The 20,424-nt window shown below is 51.0% G+C and carries 22 protein-coding genes, 1 tRNA gene and 1 other annotated feature; of the genes, 6 read left to right on the top strand and 17 right to left on the bottom strand.

Annotation, left to right across the window (positions count from 1 at the left end; translation table 11 throughout):
- The first annotated feature begins 64 nt into the window (after positions 1 to 64).
- Complete coding sequence (locus tag R70723_RS12850; RefSeq protein WP_039872535.1) at positions 65 to 373, top strand: rhodanese-like domain-containing protein; 309 nt, start codon at positions 65 to 67, stop codon at positions 371 to 373.
- Between the two features lie 27 nt (positions 374 to 400).
- Here R70723_RS12850 and R70723_RS12845 read toward each other — a convergent pair whose 3' ends face one another.
- The 4 genes from R70723_RS12845 to R70723_RS12830 form a co-directional block, all read right to left on the bottom strand.
- Positions 401 to 946 carry a shikimate kinase gene (locus R70723_RS12845; protein WP_039872531.1) on the bottom strand — a complete coding sequence of 182 codons (546 nt, stop codon included), beginning with the start codon at positions 944 to 946 and terminating at the stop codon, positions 401 to 403.
- A gap of 169 nt (positions 947 to 1,115) precedes the next feature.
- On the bottom strand, positions 1,116 to 2,528 hold the full coding sequence (gene gndA / locus R70723_RS12840) for an NADP-dependent phosphogluconate dehydrogenase (RefSeq protein WP_039872528.1): 1,413 nt from the start codon (positions 2,526 to 2,528) through the stop codon (positions 1,116 to 1,118).
- Between the two features lie 307 nt (positions 2,529 to 2,835).
- Positions 2,836 to 3,432, bottom strand: coding sequence for a hypothetical protein (locus R70723_RS12835; RefSeq protein WP_039872525.1), 597 nt, complete (start codon positions 3,430 to 3,432; stop codon positions 2,836 to 2,838).
- Positions 3,433 to 3,646: 214 nt separating this feature from the next.
- Entirely contained in the window at positions 3,647 to 4,933 is a 1,287-nt protein-coding gene (locus tag R70723_RS12830; RefSeq protein WP_047171115.1) for an MFS transporter, read from the bottom strand.
- A gap of 92 nt (positions 4,934 to 5,025) precedes the next feature.
- Between R70723_RS12830 and R70723_RS12825 the strand changes: the two genes are divergently transcribed.
- Positions 5,026 to 6,501, top strand: coding sequence for an aminotransferase class I/II-fold pyridoxal phosphate-dependent enzyme (locus R70723_RS12825; protein WP_039872522.1), 1,476 nt, complete (start codon positions 5,026 to 5,028; stop codon positions 6,499 to 6,501).
- Between the two features lie 106 nt (positions 6,502 to 6,607).
- On the opposite strand, the gene R70723_RS12820 is transcribed toward R70723_RS12825, so the two are convergent.
- Both R70723_RS12820 and R70723_RS12815 read right to left on the bottom strand, forming a co-directional pair.
- Complete coding sequence (locus tag R70723_RS12820) at positions 6,608 to 6,931, bottom strand: DUF1292 domain-containing protein (protein WP_039872519.1); 324 nt, start codon at positions 6,929 to 6,931, stop codon at positions 6,608 to 6,610.
- Positions 6,932 to 7,014: 83 nt separating this feature from the next.
- A complete protein-coding gene (locus R70723_RS12815) occupies positions 7,015 to 7,569 on the bottom strand; it encodes a stalk domain-containing protein (RefSeq protein ID WP_039872516.1) in 555 nt (184 codons plus the stop codon).
- Positions 7,570 to 7,747: 178 nt separating this feature from the next.
- Here R70723_RS12815 and R70723_RS12810 point away from each other — a divergent pair, with 178 nt between their 5' ends.
- Positions 7,748 to 8,485, top strand: coding sequence for an MBL fold metallo-hydrolase (locus tag R70723_RS12810; protein WP_039872512.1), 738 nt, complete (start codon positions 7,748 to 7,750; stop codon positions 8,483 to 8,485).
- Between the two features lie 3 nt (positions 8,486 to 8,488).
- Here the strand turns inward: R70723_RS12810 and R70723_RS12805 are convergent, their stop codons facing one another.
- The 7 genes from R70723_RS12805 to R70723_RS12775 all read right to left on the bottom strand — a co-directional run bounded on the left by R70723_RS12805 (position 8,489) and on the right by R70723_RS12775 (position 13,831).
- A complete protein-coding gene (locus R70723_RS12805) occupies positions 8,489 to 9,589 on the bottom strand; it encodes a GerAB/ArcD/ProY family transporter (RefSeq protein ID WP_039872507.1) in 1,101 nt (366 codons plus the stop codon).
- A 19-nt stretch (positions 9,590 to 9,608) separates the two neighbouring features.
- Positions 9,609 to 9,806, bottom strand: coding sequence for a hypothetical protein (locus R70723_RS12800; RefSeq protein WP_039872504.1), 198 nt, complete (start codon positions 9,804 to 9,806; stop codon positions 9,609 to 9,611).
- Between the two features lie 29 nt (positions 9,807 to 9,835).
- The gene (locus R70723_RS12795) at positions 9,836 to 10,987 is read right to left on the bottom strand and encodes a Ger(x)C family spore germination protein (RefSeq protein ID WP_039872501.1); all 1,152 of its coding nucleotides are present in this window, start codon (positions 10,985 to 10,987) and stop codon (positions 9,836 to 9,838) included.
- A complete protein-coding gene (locus R70723_RS12790) occupies positions 10,984 to 12,543 on the bottom strand; it encodes a spore germination protein (RefSeq protein WP_047171114.1) in 1,560 nt (519 codons plus the stop codon). The genes R70723_RS12795 and R70723_RS12790 overlap by 4 nt, the downstream gene beginning before the upstream one ends.
- Before the next feature lie 201 nt (positions 12,544 to 12,744).
- The gene (locus R70723_RS12785; protein WP_039878683.1) at positions 12,745 to 12,981 is read right to left on the bottom strand and encodes a DUF3892 domain-containing protein; all 237 of its coding nucleotides are present in this window, start codon (positions 12,979 to 12,981) and stop codon (positions 12,745 to 12,747) included.
- Between the two features lie 89 nt (positions 12,982 to 13,070).
- Complete coding sequence (locus tag R70723_RS12780; RefSeq protein ID WP_039872498.1) at positions 13,071 to 13,514, bottom strand: GNAT family N-acetyltransferase; 444 nt, start codon at positions 13,512 to 13,514, stop codon at positions 13,071 to 13,073.
- 98 nt (positions 13,515 to 13,612) lie between these two features.
- Positions 13,613 to 13,831 (bottom strand): hypothetical protein, encoded by a 219-nt coding sequence (locus R70723_RS12775; protein ID WP_039872495.1) that lies wholly within the window; start codon positions 13,829 to 13,831, stop codon positions 13,613 to 13,615.
- Positions 13,832 to 13,948: 117 nt separating this feature from the next.
- Positions 13,949 to 14,213, top strand: a binding site (T-box leader).
- Between the two features lie 61 nt (positions 14,214 to 14,274).
- Here R70723_RS12775 and metG point away from each other — a divergent pair.
- Entirely contained in the window at positions 14,275 to 15,936 is a 1,662-nt protein-coding gene (gene metG, locus R70723_RS12770) for a methionine--tRNA ligase (RefSeq protein WP_039872492.1), read from the top strand.
- Positions 15,937 to 15,985: 49 nt separating this feature from the next.
- Here metG and R70723_RS12765 read toward each other — a convergent pair whose 3' ends face one another.
- Positions 15,986 to 16,420: an NUDIX hydrolase gene (locus R70723_RS12765; RefSeq protein WP_039872489.1), complete on the bottom strand. Its 435-nt coding sequence runs from the start codon at positions 16,418 to 16,420 to the stop codon at positions 15,986 to 15,988.
- Positions 16,417 to 16,932, bottom strand: coding sequence for a cupin domain-containing protein (locus tag R70723_RS12760; RefSeq protein ID WP_052421299.1), 516 nt, complete (start codon positions 16,930 to 16,932; stop codon positions 16,417 to 16,419). The genes R70723_RS12765 and R70723_RS12760 overlap by 4 nt, the downstream gene beginning before the upstream one ends.
- A 165-nt stretch (positions 16,933 to 17,097) precedes the next feature.
- Between R70723_RS12760 and R70723_RS12755 the strand changes: the two genes are divergently transcribed.
- Positions 17,098 to 17,169 (top strand) — tRNA-Val (locus tag R70723_RS12755).
- A gap of 441 nt (positions 17,170 to 17,610) precedes the next feature.
- On the opposite strand, the gene R70723_RS12750 is transcribed toward R70723_RS12755, so the two are convergent.
- Positions 17,611 to 18,435 (bottom strand): Rpn family recombination-promoting nuclease/putative transposase, encoded by an 825-nt coding sequence (locus tag R70723_RS12750; protein ID WP_039872486.1) that lies wholly within the window; start codon positions 18,433 to 18,435, stop codon positions 17,611 to 17,613.
- Positions 18,436 to 18,875: 440 nt separating this feature from the next.
- Here R70723_RS12750 and R70723_RS12745 point away from each other — a divergent pair, with 440 nt between their 5' ends.
- Positions 18,876 to 19,547 (top strand): DUF1796 family putative cysteine peptidase, encoded by a 672-nt coding sequence (locus R70723_RS12745; RefSeq protein WP_039872484.1) that lies wholly within the window; start codon positions 18,876 to 18,878, stop codon positions 19,545 to 19,547.
- Between the two features lie 112 nt (positions 19,548 to 19,659).
- On the opposite strand, the gene R70723_RS12740 is transcribed toward R70723_RS12745, so the two are convergent.
- Positions 19,660 to 20,409 carry a hypothetical protein gene (locus R70723_RS12740; RefSeq protein ID WP_039872482.1) on the bottom strand — a complete coding sequence of 250 codons (750 nt, stop codon included), beginning with the start codon at positions 20,407 to 20,409 and terminating at the stop codon, positions 19,660 to 19,662.
- Positions 20,410 to 20,424: the final 15 nt, after the last annotated feature.

Raw genomic sequence — 20,424 nt, 5'->3', positions numbered from 1 at the left:
TGACATGCCAGTCCAAAGCTGTGTTATCATAACAATATTCTGCAGATAGAAAGGGGACTTACCCATGAACGATATTCCACAAGTTACACCTGATGAGCTGCGGCAGCGCCTGGCAGCCGGCGAGAACCTGCTTCTGATCGATGTCCGTGAGGATGATGAGGTGGCAACCGGAATGATTCCGGACGCTCAGCACATCCCCATGGGGCAGATTCCACAGCGCAGCGGAGAGCTGCCTGCGGATACCGGAATTATCTTCATCTGCCGGTCGGGCGCACGCAGCCAGCGTGTCTGTGAATACCTCCAGCAGTTTGGCATTCAATCGTCCAACCTGAGCGGCGGAATGATTGAATGGAACGAAACGGCGCAAGGCTAAGCCGCTTACGCCAATATACTTAAAAGCTCAACCGCGGTAATGCATTAAAATATGCTGCGACACTTCTGCCGCGTTCAGCTCCGATGTATCGACCGTGCAATGCGCAAACCGGTAAGCCTCACGCCGCCGCTCCATAATGGCGCGTACCTTATCCTGTGCATTGCCGGCGAGCAGCGGACGGTTCAAATCTCCGCTTACACGGGCAATAATAGCCTCTTCAGTCGCTGTTAATGCTACTACTAGTCCTTTATCCAGCATCATTTCGGCGTTACCCGGCGCAAGTACAGCTCCGCCTCCGGTCGAAATAATCCGGCCCTGCCCTTCAAGCATCCGCTGCAGCGCAGCCGATTCTGCCTTCCTGAAATACGTTTCACCGTCTGCGGCAAAAATGTCCGCTATGCTCCGGCCTTCACTCTCTACTATAATGTGATCCAGATCAACCAGCTCATAGCCGAGCTGCTCTGCCAGCAGTGCACCGACAGTTGACTTGCCTGTCCCCATCATCCCGACCAGAATAATATTTCTGCGCTGTCCTGCCTCAGCAGCACTTTGTCCTGCAATCTCCCCCGACATAACTACTACCCTCCAACCGCGACATTTGTCATATCATAACACACGGTCAAAAGATTGCACAATCCACTTCCAGGCTTACCGCCTATATCTCACATCATTAAAAAAGCCCGAAGGCTCCCCGTACAGGGAGACCATTCGGACCTTTAGCTTTACAGCTGCACTGTAAAGCCTATTCGTTAATCCAGTTGTGGTGGAAGACGCCTTCCTTATCCACACGCTTGAAGGTATGGGCACCGAAGTAGTCGCGCTGTGCCTGCAGCAGGTTCGCAGGCAGACGCTCTGTACGGTAGCTGTCATAGTAAGCAAGGGCGCTTGAGAAGCCCGGCACAGGAACGCCCTGTGCAACTGCAGCGGATACCACTTTACGCCATGCAGCCTGGTAAGAGCTCATGATGTCCTTGAAGAACGGATCCAGCAGCAGGTTCTTCAGATCCGGATTCGTTTCGTAGGCATCGGTGATGTTCTGCAGGAAGCGGGAGCGGATAATGCAGCCGCCGCGCCAGATTTTAGCCAGGCTGCCGTATTTCAGATCCCAGTTATATTCGTCGGAAGCTACGCGAAGCTGTGCGAAGCCTTGTGCGTAGGATACGATTTTGCTGGCAAACAGCGCTTTGCGCACATTCTCGATGAATTCGGCCTTGTCGCCCTGGAACGGCTCTACTTCAGGTCCGCTCAGCACTTTGCTGGCTGCTACGCGCTCATCCTTCATGGCAGACAGGAAGCGGGAGAATACGGACTCAGTGATCATGGACAAAGGCACACCCAGGTCGAGCGAGCTCTGGCTTGTCCATTTGCCTGTTCCCTTTTGGCCGGCGGAATCGAGGATCACGTCAACCATCGGTTTGCCGGTTTCTTCATCGTACTGGGCAAAGATATCAGTAGTGATCTCGATCAGGTAGCTATCCAGCTCACCGCTGTTCCATTCTTTGAAGATGTTGTGCAGTTCCTTGGCATCCAGGCCAAGAACGTCCTTCAGGAGCTGGTATGCTTCGCAGATCAGCTGCATGTCGCCGTACTCGATACCGTTGTGCACCATTTTGACGTAGTGTCCGGCACCGTCCGGTCCAATATATGTACAGCAAGGCTCTCCGTCCACTTTGGCCGAAATTGCCGTAAGAATCGGTTCAACCAGCTTATAGGCGCTTTCCTGTCCGCCCGGCATGATGGAAGGACCTTTAAGTGCGCCTTCTTCACCGCCGGATACACCGGTGCCGATGAAGCGGAAGCCTTTGTCTTCAAGCTCTTTACTGCGGCGTACAGTATCAGGGAAGTATGCGTTACCTCCGTCAATAATGATATCGCCCTGGTCCAGATACGGCAGAAGCTGCTCAATAGTAGCGTCGGTTGCTTTACCGGCTTGTACCATGATCAGAATTTTGCGCGGTACTTCAAGGGATTGTACAAACTCTTCAACAGAGAAGGTACCTACCAAGTTTTTGCCTTCAGCTTCGGCGATCAGGTCATTGGTTTTCTCCGGGGAACGGTTATATACCGATACGGAAAAGCCTCTGCTCTCGATGTTAAGAGCCAAATTTTTACCCATTACCGCCAAGCCAATAACGCCGATTTGTTGTTTTGCCATCTGGTTCTCCACCCTTTGCACCCTATATTTTTGTGAAATCCATTTCTCGCAGTATCAGAATACCATCCTTTGTCAGATACAGCAAAGTTCCGCCTGCGAAAGAGAGATCAATTTCATTGACAAAGCACACAGCATCAGGAAATTGCTCACAATGACTATTTTAACGTTTTTGCATGCAGAAGTGAACCCCTGTCCACAAGTTGAATATCGCGGCCGGACTATAGCCTGCAATATCCTTCATCAAGAGCAGTCTCCTCATAAAAGCAGGACATCCCGCCCACCGGGATGCCCTGATAACCTGCAGCATTTACCATTCCAGCAGCTCAAGCTCACGGGACAAATCAGCCAGCCTGGAGCTGCAAGCTTTGATAAGTGCGGTATCCTTGCTGCGCAGCGCTTCATTTAAACGGTCAAGCTCCTCGTCCACTTCCACCCTGCGCTTCCGGATCCGCTCTTCGCCTTCTACTGAGTAAAACAGTTTGCTGAGCTCCTGGTCAGTAAGCAGCGGCCCTTTTTGATACAGCACACGCTGCTGATAGCCGGAAATTTCCACCAGCCGGATCACTTCGCCGAACATAATGTTCTCAATGATAATCTGCCGGTCACGGAAGCGCTTGACCACCGCATGCCCGCGCATATCTCCGATCAGCTTCTCCATCCATTCCGACAGCCGCGCATCACGGATCATATAATCGCCTACCAGCTTATATCCGCCCTTTATCTGCTGAAAACGCAGCTTAACCAGCTTACGGCCGGTACGCACCGAGATCAGGAATACATTTTCATTTTCACTCCAGTACAGGGAATAGCCTTCCTTGATCAAATCCTTGATCAGGTTCTGGATATGCTGCCTGTCAAAGCGCAGCTCCAGGTTGCAGTACTCCACCTCGTCGTTTTTGTTCACGGCACTCCCTCCTAACAGCTTTGTTGAAGCGGCTTGATCTGGGGACACAGAGTAAAACGGACTGCCGGGCCTCACCTGATGTCAATACCTTTCGTTCGTCTTACTGATATTTTATACTTCATTTTATGTAGCGGTAACTTGGTTTATTGACTATTTTTACCCGCTTCCCGCCTTTCCCAAACGGCAGCAGCCGGGAACATGTATTTCTGCTCCTTCAGCTGCTGCTGTGCCTGAGCTTATTGCGGTGCAAGATCAGCAGATGCAGCCCGGCCAGCAGCACCATTACAACGGCACTTGCCAGAAAAGGAGCGCCGTGGCTGACCGAATCCCACAGCCGTCCCGACAGCACCGGACCGGCAACCATGCCGGAGCCCTGCAGGGTCAGAAACAGCCCCCAGACCGTTCCCCGCTCGCCTTTTGGCACCTGCATGGCCACAAATGCGTTCCAGGCCGGCAGAATGAGCGCATAGCTGATTCCGACTAACGCTACAGCCAGGAATGCCAGCGGCAGCTGCCGCACCTGCGAGAAGAAGGCCAGTGAGCAGCCGGCAAGCAAAAATCCGATATTCAGAAAGATGGTTGTACCGATCCGGTCAACCAGCTTGCCGGCAGGAATAAGCGTAAGCACTGTTATCCCGCCTCCGGCAATGAGCAGCAGGCTGAACTGGTTCGGTGTGACATGCAGCTCGGAACGTGCAAACAAGGTGACTACAGGTGTCATCAGCCCGATGGCAAAGGCCTGCAGGAACAAGGCCGGGAACAGCAGCCTGCTCACCTTAAGCGAGGTTCTCACCTGGCGCAGGGTCTGCTTCAGACTCCGGAAGGGCTGGAACGGCTTGCGGCCGCCGGCCGGAGCATTGCCGTGCATGTCCCCGACCGCACGCGGTGCATGGCCCGAAATTCTGGAAGGCAGGAACAGCGCCACAGCAGCCACAACAGCTGCACAGCCCATCAGGACAAGGAACACAGTCCGGTAGCTCTGCCCCCCGTGATCCATCATGAAGCCCACTACAATCGGCCCGATACCGGTCCCCGCCAGTGAGGCCATCTCCACAGCACCCATCGCCGCGCCGCTGCTGCCGCTCTCCGTTGCCCCGGCAAGCTCGGTTATGCCGGTCATTGTGCACGGCCAGAGCGGAGAAGTGCCGATACCGAGGATCAGGCAGGCGGCTGACAGCGCTGCTGCAGACTTGGCGTAGAGGATCATGCCGACTGCAAGCACAATCAGGGTCAGTGCCCCTGTCATCGTCCAGCGGTAGCCGATCCGCTCCATCACCCAGCCGAACGGGCTGCGGAAGAGATTATCACCCAAATACTGCAGGGCAAAGGAGAAGCCGACCACGGTAACAGACAGGCCGAGAATGTTCTCCATATACACCGGCAGCAGCGCCACCAGCAGGGAGCCCTTTACAAACTCAACCAGAAAGATAATGACCCACATCTCTACGATAAACGGCGAGGCCAGATTAATATGCATACGTCCTGCAGTTTTGCCAGTCATTTTATCACATCCTAGTATTATGGTGATTGATTTGTTATACTGATGCTTGCCGTAAAAAAATAAATCTTGGCGAAAGGTTGTGACAGCATTAAATGAATCAACACGATACTCCCCTCTTCACCGCTCTCAAAAAGCATGCCGCCGGAAACCCTGTGCAATTTCATATTCCCGGGCATAAGAAGGGGCTAGGAACCGATGCCGAATTCCGTGAGTTTATCGGCGATAACGCGCTATCCATAGATTTGATCAACATCGCACCGCTTGATGATCTTCATCAGCCTACAGGCGTGATTCTAGAAGCTCAGAAGCTGGCTGCGCAGGCCTTCGGCGCCGACTATACGTATTTTAGCGTACAAGGCACGAGCAATGCCATCATGACTATGATCCTCTCTGTCTGCTCGGAAGGAGACAAAATAATTGTGCCCCGCAACATTCACAAATCCGTGATGTCGGCCATTATTTTCTCTGGAGCCAAGCCTGTCTTTATCTCACCTGTTCAGGATGAGAATCTTGGGATAGACCACGGTATTACCACCAGCTCGCTGGAAAAAGCATTAAAGCGCCATCCGGATGCCAAAGGCGTCCTGGTCATCAATCCGACGTATTTCGGTGTAGTGGCCGACCTTCGTTCGATTGTAGACCTGGCCCACAGCTACGGGGTTCCCGTACTGGTGGACGAGGCGCATGGAGTATTGATTCATTTTCATGAAGATCTGCCGGTATCGGCCATGCAGGCCGGTGCGGATATGGCGGCAACCAGCGTACACAAGCTGGGCGGCTCCATGACGCAGAGCTCGGTGCTGAATCTTAATGCTAAGACCGGCCTGGTTAACCCGCAGCGGGTCCAGACGATCATCAGCATGCTGACCACAACCTCCACTTCATATATTCTGCTGGCGTCGCTGGACACCTCCAGACGCAATCTGGCACTGAACGGACATGATATGGCCGAGCGGACAATCGGCCTGTCCAATTACGCCCGCGAAGCCATTAACAGCATTGACGGCTTGTACAGCTTCGGCAAAGAAATTCTCGGCACAGAGGCTACCTTTAATCTCGATCCGACCAAGCTGAACATTCATGTCCGTCATCTGGGCATCACCGGCTATGAGACCGAGAACTGGCTGCGCCAGAAGTACAACATCGAAGTTGAGCTTAGCGATATGTATAATATTCTTTGCCTGATTACCCCGGGAGATACCCGTGAATCAGTGGACAAGCTGATTTCCGCCCTGCGGGTGCTGTCAGCCGTTCACTACAGCAAAGGCGAGATCTACGAGCTCAAGGTACAGGTGCCGGAAATTCCGCAGCTTGCCCTGATTCCGCGGGATGCCTTCTACGCCGATACCCAGCTGGTTCCGTTCCGTGAATCCGCCGGATACATTATTGCTGAATTTATTTATGTTTATCCGCCGGGTATTCCGATTCTGCTGCCTGGTGAAGTTATTACCCAGGATAACATCGACTATATCATCGACCACGTCGAAATCGGCCTGCCGGTCAAAGGACCGGAAGACCGCAGCATCAACTTTGTAAAGGTTATTGTCGAGGCTGACCCGATCTCCTGACGGGCAGCTTTGCAAGACAAACAAAACCCCGATACTGAACCAGTATCGGGGTTTTGTGCATGGAGTGCTGCCTGTCCGGCAGGCATACCCTCAGCTGCACTGAAATCTATTCTTGCTGGGCAAGCAGCTCGTTGTAAGCTTCTTCAACAGCTTTCCATTCAGCTTCATCTTCAATGTTGTAAAGAACCATTTCCTCGTTCTCTTCTTCCATACGCAGAATGATGCCGTCTGCTTCAGGGTTTTCGCGTTCCAGCAGCAGCGCATACAGCTTCTCGCCTACATCGAACGTTTCTACCAGCACCATTTCTACATCTTCGCCCTGCTCGTTCGTCAAGGTCAGCACAAACTCCTCGTGCTCATGGTCGTGATCATGTCCGCAACCGCATGCTTCACCATGTTCATGGCCATGCTCATGTTTGTGATCGCTCATTGAAATACCTCACTTTAATTGAATTATCCTGCCTTACGTATCGTAACACGTATGGTAAGTTCAGGTCAATTTGAAGAAGCCGTTTAATTCTTGGCTGTGGCTGTTACTACCTTTTCTGACACAAGAACGTAATCTGCACCCTTGGACGCCTTGATATAGAACCCTACGCTGTATTTACCGGAATCCTTGAAATCATAAGTGAATTCGGGCGTCGAAAACCAGAAATCCTCATTCTTTGAGCCGCCGGAATCCTCCAGAATGTCCTTTACATTTCCCGAAGGGTCCGTTATTGACACCTTCACGGCCGAAACGCTTTCCTTCAGGCTGTCCACCTGGGCAAGAACCTTCATCTTCAGCTTACCGGTATACGTGTTGCCGAATACAGTGTCGCCTTTGAACAGGACAATGTGCACGTTAGGCTTCAGGATCGTTACCTTACCCGAACCGTCCCAGCTGACGACACCCCCCGCCTCTCTGGCCGGAATGTATGTTTTGCCGTCGATCAGATACCCGCCATCGGCTATTTCCTTTCCATTGCTCCATACTCTAATCTTTTGATTAACTGAATCCGCGAATAATAATGAGCCTCCCATCAGGGAAAACACAGCCACGCACAGAGCAATTTTTTTCCATCTCATACCCGAGACCCTCCAAATAATTCATGCTGTTAATATATACTACATGTATTGCCACAAGTTGCGGAGGGTTCAGGTAAAAATTTCATCGATCCGGGTTAAAATAATACTATATTTAGAGTTACGCAATATTCTGCTGCAGCAGACTACTATTTCGGGATAGCATTGGAGGAATGAAGCAATGGCTGTACAGCTGCAAATGCTCGGCACCGGGGATGCCCATGCCAAAAACTACTATAATAACAACGGGCTGCTGCTCAGCCCGGACTATACGCTGCTGATTGATTGCGGTACAACCGCACCGGCTGCCATGAAGGCAGCAGGCCGTTCCGTCCATGAAATTGATGCCGTCCTGATTACCCACCTTCACGAGGATCACGCCGGCGGTTTGCCTGAGCTCGGTCTGCTAGCCAGGACGGATACAGGAGGCCCAATAATGTTACTTGCAGCTGAAGCCTTAATTGAACCTCTGAGGGAAAGCTACCGTAAAAACTGTCCTTCCGCCCCCCGGTACCCCCGCTCGCTTGAGGAGGCCTTCAATGTGAAGCTGCTGAAGCCGGACACTCCGCATATTCTGTCAGGCGAAATTACGCTTGAGCTGCTCCGCACGCCGCACATCCGCGGCAAGGACAGCTATTCCCTGCTGCTGAACAGCACTGTTTTTTACAGTGCTGATATGATCTTTCAGCCCGAGCTGCTCCTGAAGCTGGTCCGCAAGCAGGGCATCCGTACTATTTTTCATGAATGCCAGCTTGCGGGCAAGGGGGTAATCCATACTTCACTGGATCAGTTGTTATCCCTGCCGCCTGATATCCGCGAGCGGATCAGCCTGATGCATTACAGCGACGAGAAGCCCAGCTATGAGGGAAAAACGGGAGAAATGGCTTTTCTGGAGCAGCAAGCCGTATATCCGTTGTAAGTCTCATGGAGCTTTGGGCTGCGCAGCCCCTTTCCCTCTGATTTTGGCCACAAGCCAGTATAGTAGCGGTATCAGCTGCATACAGAGGGCGTAAGAAGGCCAGTATACCGTCATGAAGTTGAGCAGCTCTGCCGTGTTATTGGCAAAATGGACCGAATAGCCCACAACGGCAGCCGAAACCGAAAGGGCAAGCGGCTTATAATCGTGCAGCGACAGTAATCTGGCCAGACTGATAACTGCGGCATAGACCAGCAGGCTGATTTTTAGAAGCAGTGCAGGAATGTAGAGGATCGTCAGAAACGGATCCAGCGTCTCAATGAAATCGGCGATCCGCATGCTTCTTACATATTCCATAACCGGATACGTCATTTTGCCGCCCAGCTCCGGACCGAAGGCCAGCAGGCTTGGAACCAGATAGGACAAAATGAGAATCATGGAGAAAACAGCCCCCCAGAACGCCGCCCGCCTGATCTTGATCTGCTGCTTAAGGTGAGGATAGATAAACAGAACTACAAAAGCATCTCCAAACCAGGGGGTTGCCTGCAATGTTCCGGCTGCAGTACGGTTCAGATCGAAGTTGGTTACAAAGGCCCTAAGCATAGGGATATGAAGCTCGATTCCCATCAGCAGCGGAGTCAGGACAACAAACAGCAGCACATTTACAAAAAAAATCACCTCGGCAATTCTCGCAATAGCCTGTATGCCCGCCCTCACGGTCAGCGCGACGGCGATCCCCAGCAGAATCGCGATGACGGATTCCGGTGTTGTCGGCAAGTGGTTGACCATCAGAAAATCCTCGATATTACGCATGCCCATAGACGCCCGGTGAAGCATATATCCAATCAGGAGCAGGATAAGCAGAGTATGTACCCATTTACCCACAATATATTTACCGAATACGGCAAAGTATTCACGTTCATTTTTTCTTGCAAGCGCAGCACTGACCAGGACAATCAGAAGCCCCAGAACTCCTCCGATTATTACAGCAAATACTGTACTATAGGAGGCTGTTTTAATGATTGGAGAGATCAAAAAAGCAGCAGCCTCTGAGTACAGGTAAATAGTCAGCAGCATAACGAGCTGGGAGGACGAAATATGCTTCATGCAGCATTCTCCTTACCGGTTATTTTTGCAGAACAGCCTCAATGATCAGGTTAGGATTGAGCTGCTTCGGCAGCCAGGCGGCAGCCAGATTATAGATTAGCGACAGCAGCATGACTCCATAGACTATGAGATGCGTGCGCGGCTTCCTTTTATTAGATTTCAGGTAGGCATGTTCGAACAGGAATATCAGCAGGAACAGAACGAAAATTACAGCCACAGCCACTCCCCCTACAGGACGTAAAACAATTATTTTTTCTGAGCGCCAAGCAGCTTTATCTCTGCTTTTGTCTGTACTTCCAGCTTGACCCGCTCCTTGTACACACTGCTCCAATCCTCTTTGACCGCCTTCCATTCAGCCGGATAATTCCAGGCGATGTGGGAGCCAAGCTGAAAGGCATCACTTCCCGCCTTAACAGAAGCTTCAAAAGCCTGCATAATTCTGGACTCCACCTCACCGGAAAGAATCTTTTGCAGATGCCTCATGGTATCGGGGTCAGCCATTTCAAGGGAGGAATTGGAGGAATCCACGATGCTCTCGATATCAAGCTTCAGGGTGTAAACAAACTTTTCATCCTTCCGGCTCAGGCTTATTTTAGACTTGGCACCGATAATCAGCAGGCTGATCAGCTCTCCGTCAGACGGTGACGGAAAGGTGATGATCGCGTCCTTAATGTTGCCGCGCAGCCACATAGCCCCTCTCGTCTTGTAAACATCAAGCGTATCAACCATCTGGTTGTCCTGAAACAGCGCTGCACCAAGCACCCGGATCTGATGGCCTTCTGACTTGTCAGGGTTAGGACTAAGGTAAGACAGAATCATACCTCTGCCGTATTCCCGGGCAATCATAAAATGCTTCACGCTACCTGTAATGATCTTTTTGCGGGCTATCAGCTCACGGAAGATTTCACTCGGAAATTTCTCAATCTGGGTAGGAAACATTGAAATGGCCTCTGCGGTTCCTTTTGCCACCAGAATATAGGTTTTCAGCGGGATCGCCGACTTGCGGTTGACGAAGTCCAGCAGCGGCTGAACGCCTGTGCGGGCATACTGCTCGCCCATGACAATGATTTTTACCTGTCCCCAAAAAATCTCGCGCGAAGCATTGGTCTGGATATTGCGGTAAGCCTCTGAAATATTGCGCCCTTCCCCCTGGATAGTCGCATAAGGCATCGATGACCCCGGCGACTCGCCGCCTGCTCCCGAGGCAATCTGGTTAGGCTTGGCATACCCCAGCGTAAGCAGAACCTTGCCGTCCTCCTGCTCATCAAGGAACATCGCCACCACCAGCATCCGGTCATTAATCTCGATCCTGGACCAGCAGCCGGTAAGCACCAGAGACTGCAGAGTCATGATAAGGACAAGGGCAGCTATTTTTTTATACACCTTCGATCCGCTCAATCCCGGTCATCCCCATCATTGTGAAGTATGGTTTTTAACCGCCTTGTCGGCTCCATTCCATAAACAGAGGGTCTGGTCTTCATTAGCCTCCAGGGTGCGCGGGTCAGGGTATCTTTAATATCCTTCCATTTAAGAGGTGCAATCGGAGCCAGATAAGGCACGCCGAAGGAAGAAAGCACGACCAGATGAAGCAGCACCAGATAGATCCCGATTGACAGGCCAAGCAGACCAAAGCTCCCCGAGAGGAGCATAATCGGAAAACGGATAAGCCGCAGCGTAAGCCCCAGACTGTAGCTGGGAACAATAAACGAGGAGATTCCTGTCAGGGATACGATAATGACCATAGGTGATGAGACAATACCTGCTCGGACTGCCGCCTCGCCTATAACCAGTGTACCCAGAATGGACACAGCCTGGCCGATCGCTGACGGGATGCGGATGCTGGCTTCCCTCAGGCCTTCGAAGACAATCTCCATAATGAACGCTTCGAACAGCGCGGGGAACGGAACAGGCTCACGCGCTGCAGCAACACTAAAGAGCAGGCTAGCCGGAATCATCTCCGGGTGATAGGTGGTTAGTGCAATATAAAAGGATGGTGCCAGCAGGGAAACGAACATAAACAGCAATCTGATCCAGCGGATCCAGGTCGAGGCGTAGGAACGCTGATAATAATCCTCCGGAGATTGAAAAAAGACAGGAAAGGTCACCGGTGCAATCAACGCGATCGGAGTACCGTCGGTCAAGATCACAATCCGCCCCTCCAAAAGAGCTGCTGCTGCAGTATCCGGCCGCTCTGTATTCTGAATCTGCGGAAACGGTGAATACGGGTGATCCTCAATGAACTCCTCAAGATAACTGCTCTCCAGTACGCCGTCGATTTCGATTTTGGACAGCCGGTGATGCACCTCCTCGACAAGCTCGGGGCGGCAAATTCCTTCCAAATGAATGACTAGCACCTCTGTACGGGTGTGTCTGCCAATATAGGTGCTCTGAACCTTCAGCCCCGGGCTTTTGATCCGGCGCCGCAGCATCGTTACATTCGTCCTAACTTCCTCCACGAAGGCTTCACGGGAGCCGCGGATAACCACCTCATTCTGCGCTTCACCGATGCTGCGCTTCTCAAACCGGGCATACGGGTAGCAGATCATCCGGTCCTCACCGTCTATAATCAGCAGCACCGCGCCCTCAAGCACATACTGCATCACTTCCTCGTAATCCCCGCTTACATTGCAGGAGGTAATCAGCAGACGGCTGAAATCCGCCTCAGGTCCGGTTGCCCCCTTATCCCGGGAGTCTTCTCGTGTAAGCGGATTGATCAGATCCTCCTGCAGCAGCTCCAGATCGGCAATCCCGCCCAGAAACACAAGGGCATATTGCTGCCCGCCTGCGCCTGTGAAGGTCCGGAATACCGCATCCACACAATTGTCCAGCCGTTCCTCGAACCACTGAACCCGCTGCCCGAGCTCTTTACCCGGCTCTGGTGCGGACGCGGCAATCTCAGCAGCTTTCGGGGCCTTGCCGATGTTCGCTTTAGGTTTTCGGAATAATGAGAACATCTGCATCCCTCCGCCAGTCTAATCTTGGTAACCACATTATCCGCCATTTTCCATTGAACTATACGGCAAAATAACCTCACAAAGTGAGGCTTCAGCTTTGGTAATTACTCAAGTACACAGTAAGGACCCCAAAATAAAAAACCGGACAGATGCGTTAAATAACGCTTGTCCGGTCTGCAGGTTCATCTAATGCTGCCCCTGCTAAAACTGCGGCAGCTGGTCGAGATTATTGGTCGGGTCACCATCCGCATCTCCGCGGATATACAGCCCGCCGTCTTTTCCCTTAAAAATATTCACTCCGGCAATACCTCCGGCCTGTACCTCCTGCAGCGCCTGCTGATAATCAAGTACACGGCCGGAAGAGGTCTGGAACTTCAGCAGGTCTCCATCACCGTTACGCTGTGCTGCTACAAAACGCTCACGTTCATTGTTGTTAATCACTTAGGATCCGCTCCTTCGCGTAGGAATTCGCCCTTAGGCATACTGCTAGACTACCCTCTCACGCGAAAAAGTATGTACTTAACCGGCTACAGCTTCTTCTGCATTCTCACATGCAGAATACCGGCATCATAGAACGGCTCTTCCGAAATAACCTCATAGCCCTGCTTGGCATAAAAATCCTCCGCCTGGCACTGTGCATCCAGCACCGAGAACACCAGCCCCAGCTCCTTGGCCCGCTCCTCAAGCGCCATCAGCAGGACACGGCCGTAGCCCTTGCTGCGGTACTCCTTATGCACCGCGATGCGCTGCATTTTGGCAGAGCCCGCTTTATAGTAGATCAGCCTGCCGGTGGCTACCGGCAGACCTTCATCTATCACCAGCAGATGATGCACCTGATCACCGATCACATCGTATTCATCTATTTCCTCTTCCGCCGGTACCTGCTGCTCCTCCACAAATACTTTTTTGCGGATGTCCAGCCCCATCTGAAGCTGCTCCTCTGTCGTTACATGTATAATTTCCGCTGCCATCGTTACTGCCACTCCTCTTCATGTCTAAGCAATAGTTGAATTATTATACAGAATTTTTGATATTCTGTACAGGAGGTATACGGCCGGAGATTCAGCGCTTATTCGGTTGAATATACTTCTGCGGATATGGAACGGTCATATACATCCTGCATTACCGGTGACACCGGGCCGTACATGCTGTCCGGTCTGCTGTTCAGCTCTGTCATCGGACGGATTTCCACTGCTGCGGGCGGATTATACTCCGCAGTACAGCCGGCCAGTCCTGCAGACAGAAGAAGATAAATGCCTGCAGTTGTAATAGCACTTAGTTTGCGCATGGTACAATTCCTCCTAATCTTATCTGCTGCTTCCAGCTTTGACGGCTTAGGCAAATCTTAAACTTGCACTTGACTTCTGCCGCAGCCAGCCGTAAGATATCCAGTAATTAGGATATTACAAAGGCTGGGAAGAGAAAGAGTACCTTGGCAAATCTCTCACAGAGAGCTCCGTCCGCTGAAAAGGAGCAGAGATAACCCACGGGAATATGGTCTCTGAGCTGCGCACCGAATCCCTTGCAGGGCTGTAGGCTGCGCCGGAATCCGCATCCGTTAACATGCTAGGGTATAACCGCTTAACCTGCGGCGTACCTGAAGAGATGAATGCTGCGAGGCATTGATGAAGTTGGGTGGTAACACGTGAGCACAGGCTCCCGTCCCTTTTGGGGACAGGAGTCTTTTTTGTTGTTCAGAAAGACCATTTATCAACGGGAGGCGTACGATTGATGACGAATATTTTTATTGGAGGGGCCTGGCCTTATGCCAACGGCTCTCTACATTTGGGCAGGCTGGCAAGCATTCTGCCGGGGGACATCCTTGCCCGCTACCACCGGGCCAAGGGCGACCGGGTGCTGTACGTATCAGGCAGTGACTGTCACGGAACACCGGTGGCTGTGCAGGCCGCCAAGGAGGGTGTAACTCCAGGAGATTTTGCCGGCAGATATCATCAGGAATTCACAGAATGCTTCACCAGACTGGGCTTCACCTATGATCTGTACACACGCACGGATCAGCCGCAGCATCACCGGGTGGTTCAGGAGCTTTTTTTGCAGCTGCTGGATCACGGTTATCTGTACACAAAGTCAACCTTACAGTGTTATTGTGAGCAGGATCAGCGTTTTCTGCCTGACCGGTACGTAGAGGGCCTCTGCCCGCATTGCGGACAGCCGGCCAGGGGTGACCAGTGCGATTATTGCTCAGCCCTGCTTGACCCGTCCGAGCTGCTGGAGCGGGTCTGTAAAATCTGCGGTACTCCGCCCGTTCTGCGGCCAACGGAGCATTATTATCTCGCGTTATCGAAGCTGCAGAAGGAGCTGACCGCTTATGCGGAGGCGGAGCACGGCTGGAGAGAAAATGCGGTAAAGCTGACACAGCGTTACCTGCAGGAAGGTCTGCAGGACCGCGCAGCAACACGGGACCTGGACTGGGGTGTGGATGTGCCGGCGGACGGCTTCAGCGGCAAAAAAATCTATGTATGGATCGAGGCGGTCAGCGGTTATTTATCCGCAAGTAAGCAGTGGGCCCTGCAAACCGGCGAAAGCTGGGAGGACTTCTGGCTGGAACACCGGGAGGACAGTACCGGGGAGCAGCCGGACATTCTTGCTTACTATGTGCACGGCAAAGACAATGTGCCCTTCCACAGCCTGATCTGGCCTGCTATCCTGACAGCCGCCGGCGGGCTGCACCTGCCGGACCGGCTGCTCGCCTGTGAATATATGACACTGGAGGGGCAGAAATTCTCCACCAGCCGCAACTGGGCCGTCTGGGTGCCGGATATTCTCAGCCGCTATCAGCCGGATTCCATCCGTTACTTTCTGGTTGCGAACGGGCCTGAGAAGCGGGACACCGATTTCTCCTGGCGGGAATTTATCCACAGCCATAACGGCGAGCTGCTTGGCGCCTTCGGAAATTTCGTCAACCGCAGCCTGGCTTTTATTAATAAAGCATTCGGCGGCCGGGTGCCTGGCGGAGCAGCAGAGCCGTTATGGGAGAGCAAAATTGATATCCTGTATGGCGATGCGGGAAAGCTGATTGAAGCAGGCCGGTTTAAGGATGCGCTGGAGCTGATCTTTTCCGGTATCCGCCAGGCCAACAAATATTTCGACGGGCAGAAGCCCTGGATTGAGCTGAAGGAAAACCCTGCCGCCTGTGCCACCACCCTTTATAACTGTGTGCAGATCATCGCTAATCTGGCTAACCTGCTGAATCCGTTCATTCCTTTTTCCTGCGGCAGGATACGTTCCTTCCTCTCGCTCGGACAGCCTTGCTGGCACAGCATCTCTGTGGCTGAAGGCCAGACTGTTCAAGACCTGACCCTGCTGTTTGAGCGGATAGATCTGAAACAGATTGAGGAAGAGACCGGGCTGCTGGAGCGGAATTTAAAATAATCGCTTAAACCGCCAACCCTTACAGACATAAACCGGTATGTTGCGGCAGCTAGACTCTTTCACCTTGCCGCATATAGGCCTCTGCTTCGGCTGCCAGCGCAGGGACGATCAGCGGATAGGTCAGGTTATCCGGTATTTCCGTAAAATCCTTTATCTCAGCCATCTCATACTGGGGGAGCTGCCCGAACCTGTTCACATCCGCAAGGTAGAGCTTGCCGAAGCTTTCGGGCACCCCCTCTATGGCTACTGAATAGATGCAGACCGGCGTTATTGTAAATTCCTCTGCACCCGTCTCTTCATACAGCTCCCTGGCCGCAGCAGCATCCGCCGCTTCACCAGAGTCAATGTGGCCTCCGGCGAACTCCCATGTATTCCGGTCCTTATGTCTGGCCATGATCCACTGGCTGCCTTGCCTGACAGCAATGACTACATATTTTAACGAAACCTCTTCTTCTTCTGCATTCCTATGTATAGTTACTTTCAATGGTTATCCCCTCTATCTGCACAATATAACTGCTCCCATATCTCTTTTGTGTTATCCTCGCCCTTGTAATAATCCACCTGATCCGCCGCCTGATACAGCTCTTCATAGGGCAAAATATTAATTTTGCCGGAATCCGGGTACTCTGCAACGTCCAGACCATTGTTCGTGCGCAGATCAAAGTACCTGCAGGGAAGCTCCGTATGATTATACAGCTGATGCGCCCCCTCCGGACCTGTCTCAAAAAACACGATATCCCCTGCACTCAGCTCCTCAATTCCTTCCGGTGTTCTAAGCATGGCCTTACCTTCTATTATCACAAAAAGTTCTTCCGCATTTCTATGGAAATGATACGGATATGAGTACTTTCCGGGGTCTAGCGAGCGGATATCAAAAATCAGATGCTTCGAGCCAGCCATAACAGCCAGCTTCTCACTGGTATGCCAGGCAAACTCAGGTACCGGAGACTGCTTTTGCGTAAAAGCTGTATTTGCAACATTGAAAATAGAGGCCATGTGCTCACTCCTTATCAGTTATACAGGCTCCTATATTTTACCTGAAATGCAACTTTGCTGATAGGGATCTCACTAAATGAACACAGTGCTGTACCTCTACTGCAGCTCCCGGAAAAATAATGGTTGCTATTAACTAACATCCTATGGTATTATAAATTTCGTTGCAGGACGGTAGCTCAGCGGGAGAGCACTATCTTGACAGGGTAGGGGTCATGGGTTCGAACCCCATCCGTCCTATATGTGAGAAGCCTTATTATATAAGGCTTCTTTTCTTTTTATGAAGAAACCATCTCAACATAGCCCCTCCTTTGCCTGCATGGTAGCACCGTGGTAGCAAGTCAGTTCATTTCATTCTATATCCCTCAGTTACCACTGGGTAACTCAAGTTTAGAATAGTTGTTTTCCTAGAAAGTGCGCTGCTTCTCCCTGCATGTTCGGAAACAGGTGAGACTACAGATCAAGAGTAATCTGTATAGAGGCATGTCCCAAGCGCTCTGATACGATTTCATAATATCGCACCTCCTCTTTACGGACTGTATGCAGGAAATGTCAGACCTCATGGGGGAAAGTTTGGGGAATGGAGGGTCTGCCCGACCCCGTGACAAGCAAAAGTTAAAAGTAGTATATAAATCAAACGACAAAGGCTGCGTGAGAAATAACCCACACAGCCTTTAATATTTAATGTGCTTTCCTCAGCATTTTCAATTGATCGAAAGAAAGTCCTGTCAGTTCCTCAACTGTTGCAATATCCATTCCTTTAGCCAGCATCATTTGAGCCACTTCAAATTTCCCTTCCATCCTAGCACCTTCCAACATCGAGGCTTCGTCATGAAGGACTTTTTGCCTCATCTCATACAGACGCCTTGCTTCTGCATCTTGGCTTAGATATTCCAGTGCAGTCATTGCTTTACTCAAGGCAGGTTCATTCACTTTCAACACCTCCCAGTTTGTCGTATCTTCGCTTTTGAGGAATAACAGCCAATTGAGCAGGCCGCCTTCATTGGGTATATTTTGCGTGCTTAGCTTGGATAGCTCCATGATATGGATTTCAATGTCATCAATCAGTGCGATTCCGCTGTGGTCTTCCCGTAGATGAAAGACGCTGTGGTATCGGTCATTGGGGAGAATGGAGAAATTCAGGATGTTGATCGTGACGCATTTTCGAAGTTGCTTGTAGGATTGCCCTTCCTCAAGTTGCCCTGCGTATTGCTTACTCCAATAGTATAGCGTCCGCTTCTCGTTGTCGTATTTGTTGAACAGTTGCATTTCGACGTTAATTAACTTTCCTTCTATCGTTTTGGCTTGGATATCGAAGATGGATTGCTTGTCACGCGGTGAATCCTTGTCCGTGTAAGGGTTCATTAATATGATCTCTGTCAGCGGTGGTTCGCCAGCTTCCATGAAAGTTCTGTTAAGGAAGGCAAGTAGAATATCCTTGTTCTCCTCGCTGCCGAAGATACGTTTAAAAACGAAATCGTTCTTGGGGTCAAGTAGGTCATGCATTCGAATCAACTCCAATCCTTATCATCATTATTATACTATGATTCCCATTTAGTTGCATAATTTGCTTCAGGCAGCAGGAGCTTGCTTAGGAGTGAACTGCCGCTAATCAGCGGATGTTTAACGCAGAATGTAGTAGCAAGATGGTAGCATACTCCTAATAACTGACGGAAACCACAGATTACATCATTACTCAACAGCTCGATTTATAAGCTTCTAGGAAATCTAAGAACAGCATAGGAAACCACGGTACTCCATTGACAGGGTAGGGGTCATGGGTTCGAACCCCATCCGTCCTATACGTGAAAGCCTTGATATTCAAGGCTTTTTTTGTTGTGTCTTATCCAATAAGATAACCTCTGCAAAGTCCAATCCATTTGAGCCTCTGGCGTATACACTTTACTAATGGAATAATTCCGGACAGAAGCAGGTGGACATTATATATGAACCTTCAGGAGATTCAAAAAGAATACGATTTAATTATCAGCCTGGGCTCCTCCTGCTCACCCGCCATTAATATGAGACGATACGGCCTGCGCAGGTTCGCCATGCCCCTGGATTGGATGATTTCATCCTCACTGGGTGATGTGAACCGGCTGCTCAGCAGCCGTTTTAACCGTTTTATGGCACTTGAGAATCTAAGCAGGCTGGAGGAGACACACTTTTTCCTCAATGACGGAAATCCTGTGTATGATGATCCTGCCCGGGGCAGCTTATCCCAATCCCATTTTATCAGGGACTCCATGTATAATATTATCTCCGCCCATGATTTTCCGCTGATCCCGAATGTAGACTGGCGCGCCTTCTATCCGGCCTACAGGCAAAAGCTTGACCGGCGGATCACGCGCTTCTGGGCAAGTCTGATGGCAAGCAGCAGCATCCTGTTCATCCGATGGTCTGCCAGCTACGAACAGGTCTATGAGCTCCGGGAGATTGTATCTGTATTGCTTGGCGGAAAAAGCTTTACGATTCTGATTCTCAACCCTTCAGAGCATTTACCGGTCAGCCGGGAGCTGCCCTGGGGTATGGAGCATGTCTGCGCACTCGAGGTTCCGAATGATATGAACGATTATGCGAACTGGGATTATATATTAAGCGGTATACGGCTGAAGTAACCGGTTATCCGCTAATAACTTAACGATTGTCCAAATTCAAACCTTCCCCCCGACAAAAAAAGCCACTGCCGCAAACAACTGCTGACAGTGGCTTTTTCATATCCGCTTCCCCTTACTTTTGCAGCTTTTGATCAAAAAAAGCTTTTAGCCCGCCGGATTGGATAGAGAAATACTTTTGGCTCCGCTTATCCGTTATTGCGGCGTACAGTTCATGTTCATCATATTGAATCCGGATCGTTCGCGAATCATTCTTGTTCAGGCTGAGTCCAATTTCTGCAGTCAATGTACGTTCAGCATACCGAACTTCACTAATTGCAGACCCCGGAATGGCGTTAAGCATTGCTCTAACCTGATCCGTCTCCTGTTCATTCAGCTTCACGTAACGGTTCTCCGTATGTTGCCCGTCACCAAAAATCCAAAAATCAGCCCCGCTAACCTCATTCGGCCCAAGCTGTTCCCAGCGGATAGCCGGCTCATTAAGTAGACGTTCCACCATGCTGCCTCCCGACCCGACTCCTGCTATACCCGCAATACATATTGCAGACATAAGAACGACGGACACTCTGCTGATTCTCAGGTAACCATACAATGTACAGATTAAGGCCGCTGTAAGAGAAGGGATAACCAGAAAGGTCATGAGTCCCGATTTCAGTGAATAATCAACCATGGTCTCCAGCGAAACTAAGACAGACGAATCCTTATAATAGGAATACAGAAACGGGATGGACAAGCTGATAGCAAGGGATAACGGCACAATAATCCAATACATCCGCAGACGGCTTCTGTCATGAATGAGCCGGAATATCCTGTATAGCAGAGCCGGATACAGTATAGAAGCTGCGAGCACCAATATTACGCCCACGTTATCCCTCCCCCG

This window comes from Paenibacillus sp. FSL R7-0273, assembly GCF_000758625.1.
In the GTDB taxonomy this organism is placed as follows: Bacteria; Bacillota; Bacilli; order Paenibacillales; family Paenibacillaceae; genus Paenibacillus_AQ.
This window is presented reverse-complemented; position numbering and strand designations above follow the sequence as displayed.

Coding starts and splice junctions, on each gene's coding strand:
- R70723_RS12850 (WP_039872535.1), top strand. CDS start 65: ATGAACGATATTCCACAAGTTACACCTGATGAGCTGCGGCAGCGCCTG.
- R70723_RS12845 (WP_039872531.1), bottom strand. CDS start 946: ATGTCGGGGGAGATTGCAGGACAAAGTGCTGCTGAGGCAGGACAGCGC.
- gndA (WP_039872528.1), bottom strand. CDS start 2,528: ATGGCAAAACAACAAATCGGCGTTATTGGCTTGGCGGTAATGGGTAAA.
- R70723_RS12830 (WP_047171115.1), bottom strand. CDS start 4,933: ATGACTGGCAAAACTGCAGGACGTATGCATATTAATCTGGCCTCGCCG.
- R70723_RS12825 (WP_039872522.1), top strand. CDS start 5,026: ATGAATCAACACGATACTCCCCTCTTCACCGCTCTCAAAAAGCATGCC.
- R70723_RS12820 (WP_039872519.1), bottom strand. CDS start 6,931: ATGAGCGATCACAAACATGAGCATGGCCATGAACATGGTGAAGCATGC.
- R70723_RS12815 (WP_039872516.1), bottom strand. CDS start 7,569: ATGAGATGGAAAAAAATTGCTCTGTGCGTGGCTGTGTTTTCCCTGATG.
- R70723_RS12810 (WP_039872512.1), top strand. CDS start 7,748: ATGGCTGTACAGCTGCAAATGCTCGGCACCGGGGATGCCCATGCCAAA.
- R70723_RS12805 (WP_039872507.1), bottom strand. CDS start 9,589: ATGAAGCATATTTCGTCCTCCCAGCTCGTTATGCTGCTGACTATTTAC.
- R70723_RS12790 (WP_047171114.1), bottom strand. CDS start 12,543: ATGTTCTCATTATTCCGAAAACCTAAAGCGAACATCGGCAAGGCCCCG.
- R70723_RS12780 (WP_039872498.1), bottom strand. CDS start 13,514: ATGGCAGCGGAAATTATACATGTAACGACAGAGGAGCAGCTTCAGATG.
- R70723_RS12775 (WP_039872495.1), bottom strand. CDS start 13,831: ATGCGCAAACTAAGTGCTATTACAACTGCAGGCATTTATCTTCTTCTG.
- metG (WP_039872492.1), top strand. CDS start 14,275: ATGACGAATATTTTTATTGGAGGGGCCTGGCCTTATGCCAACGGCTCT.
- R70723_RS12760 (WP_052421299.1), bottom strand. CDS start 16,932: ATGGCCTCTATTTTCAATGTTGCAAATACAGCTTTTACGCAAAAGCAG.
- R70723_RS12750 (WP_039872486.1), bottom strand. CDS start 18,435: ATGCATGACCTACTTGACCCCAAGAACGATTTCGTTTTTAAACGTATC.
- R70723_RS12745 (WP_039872484.1), top strand. CDS start 18,876: ATGAACCTTCAGGAGATTCAAAAAGAATACGATTTAATTATCAGCCTG.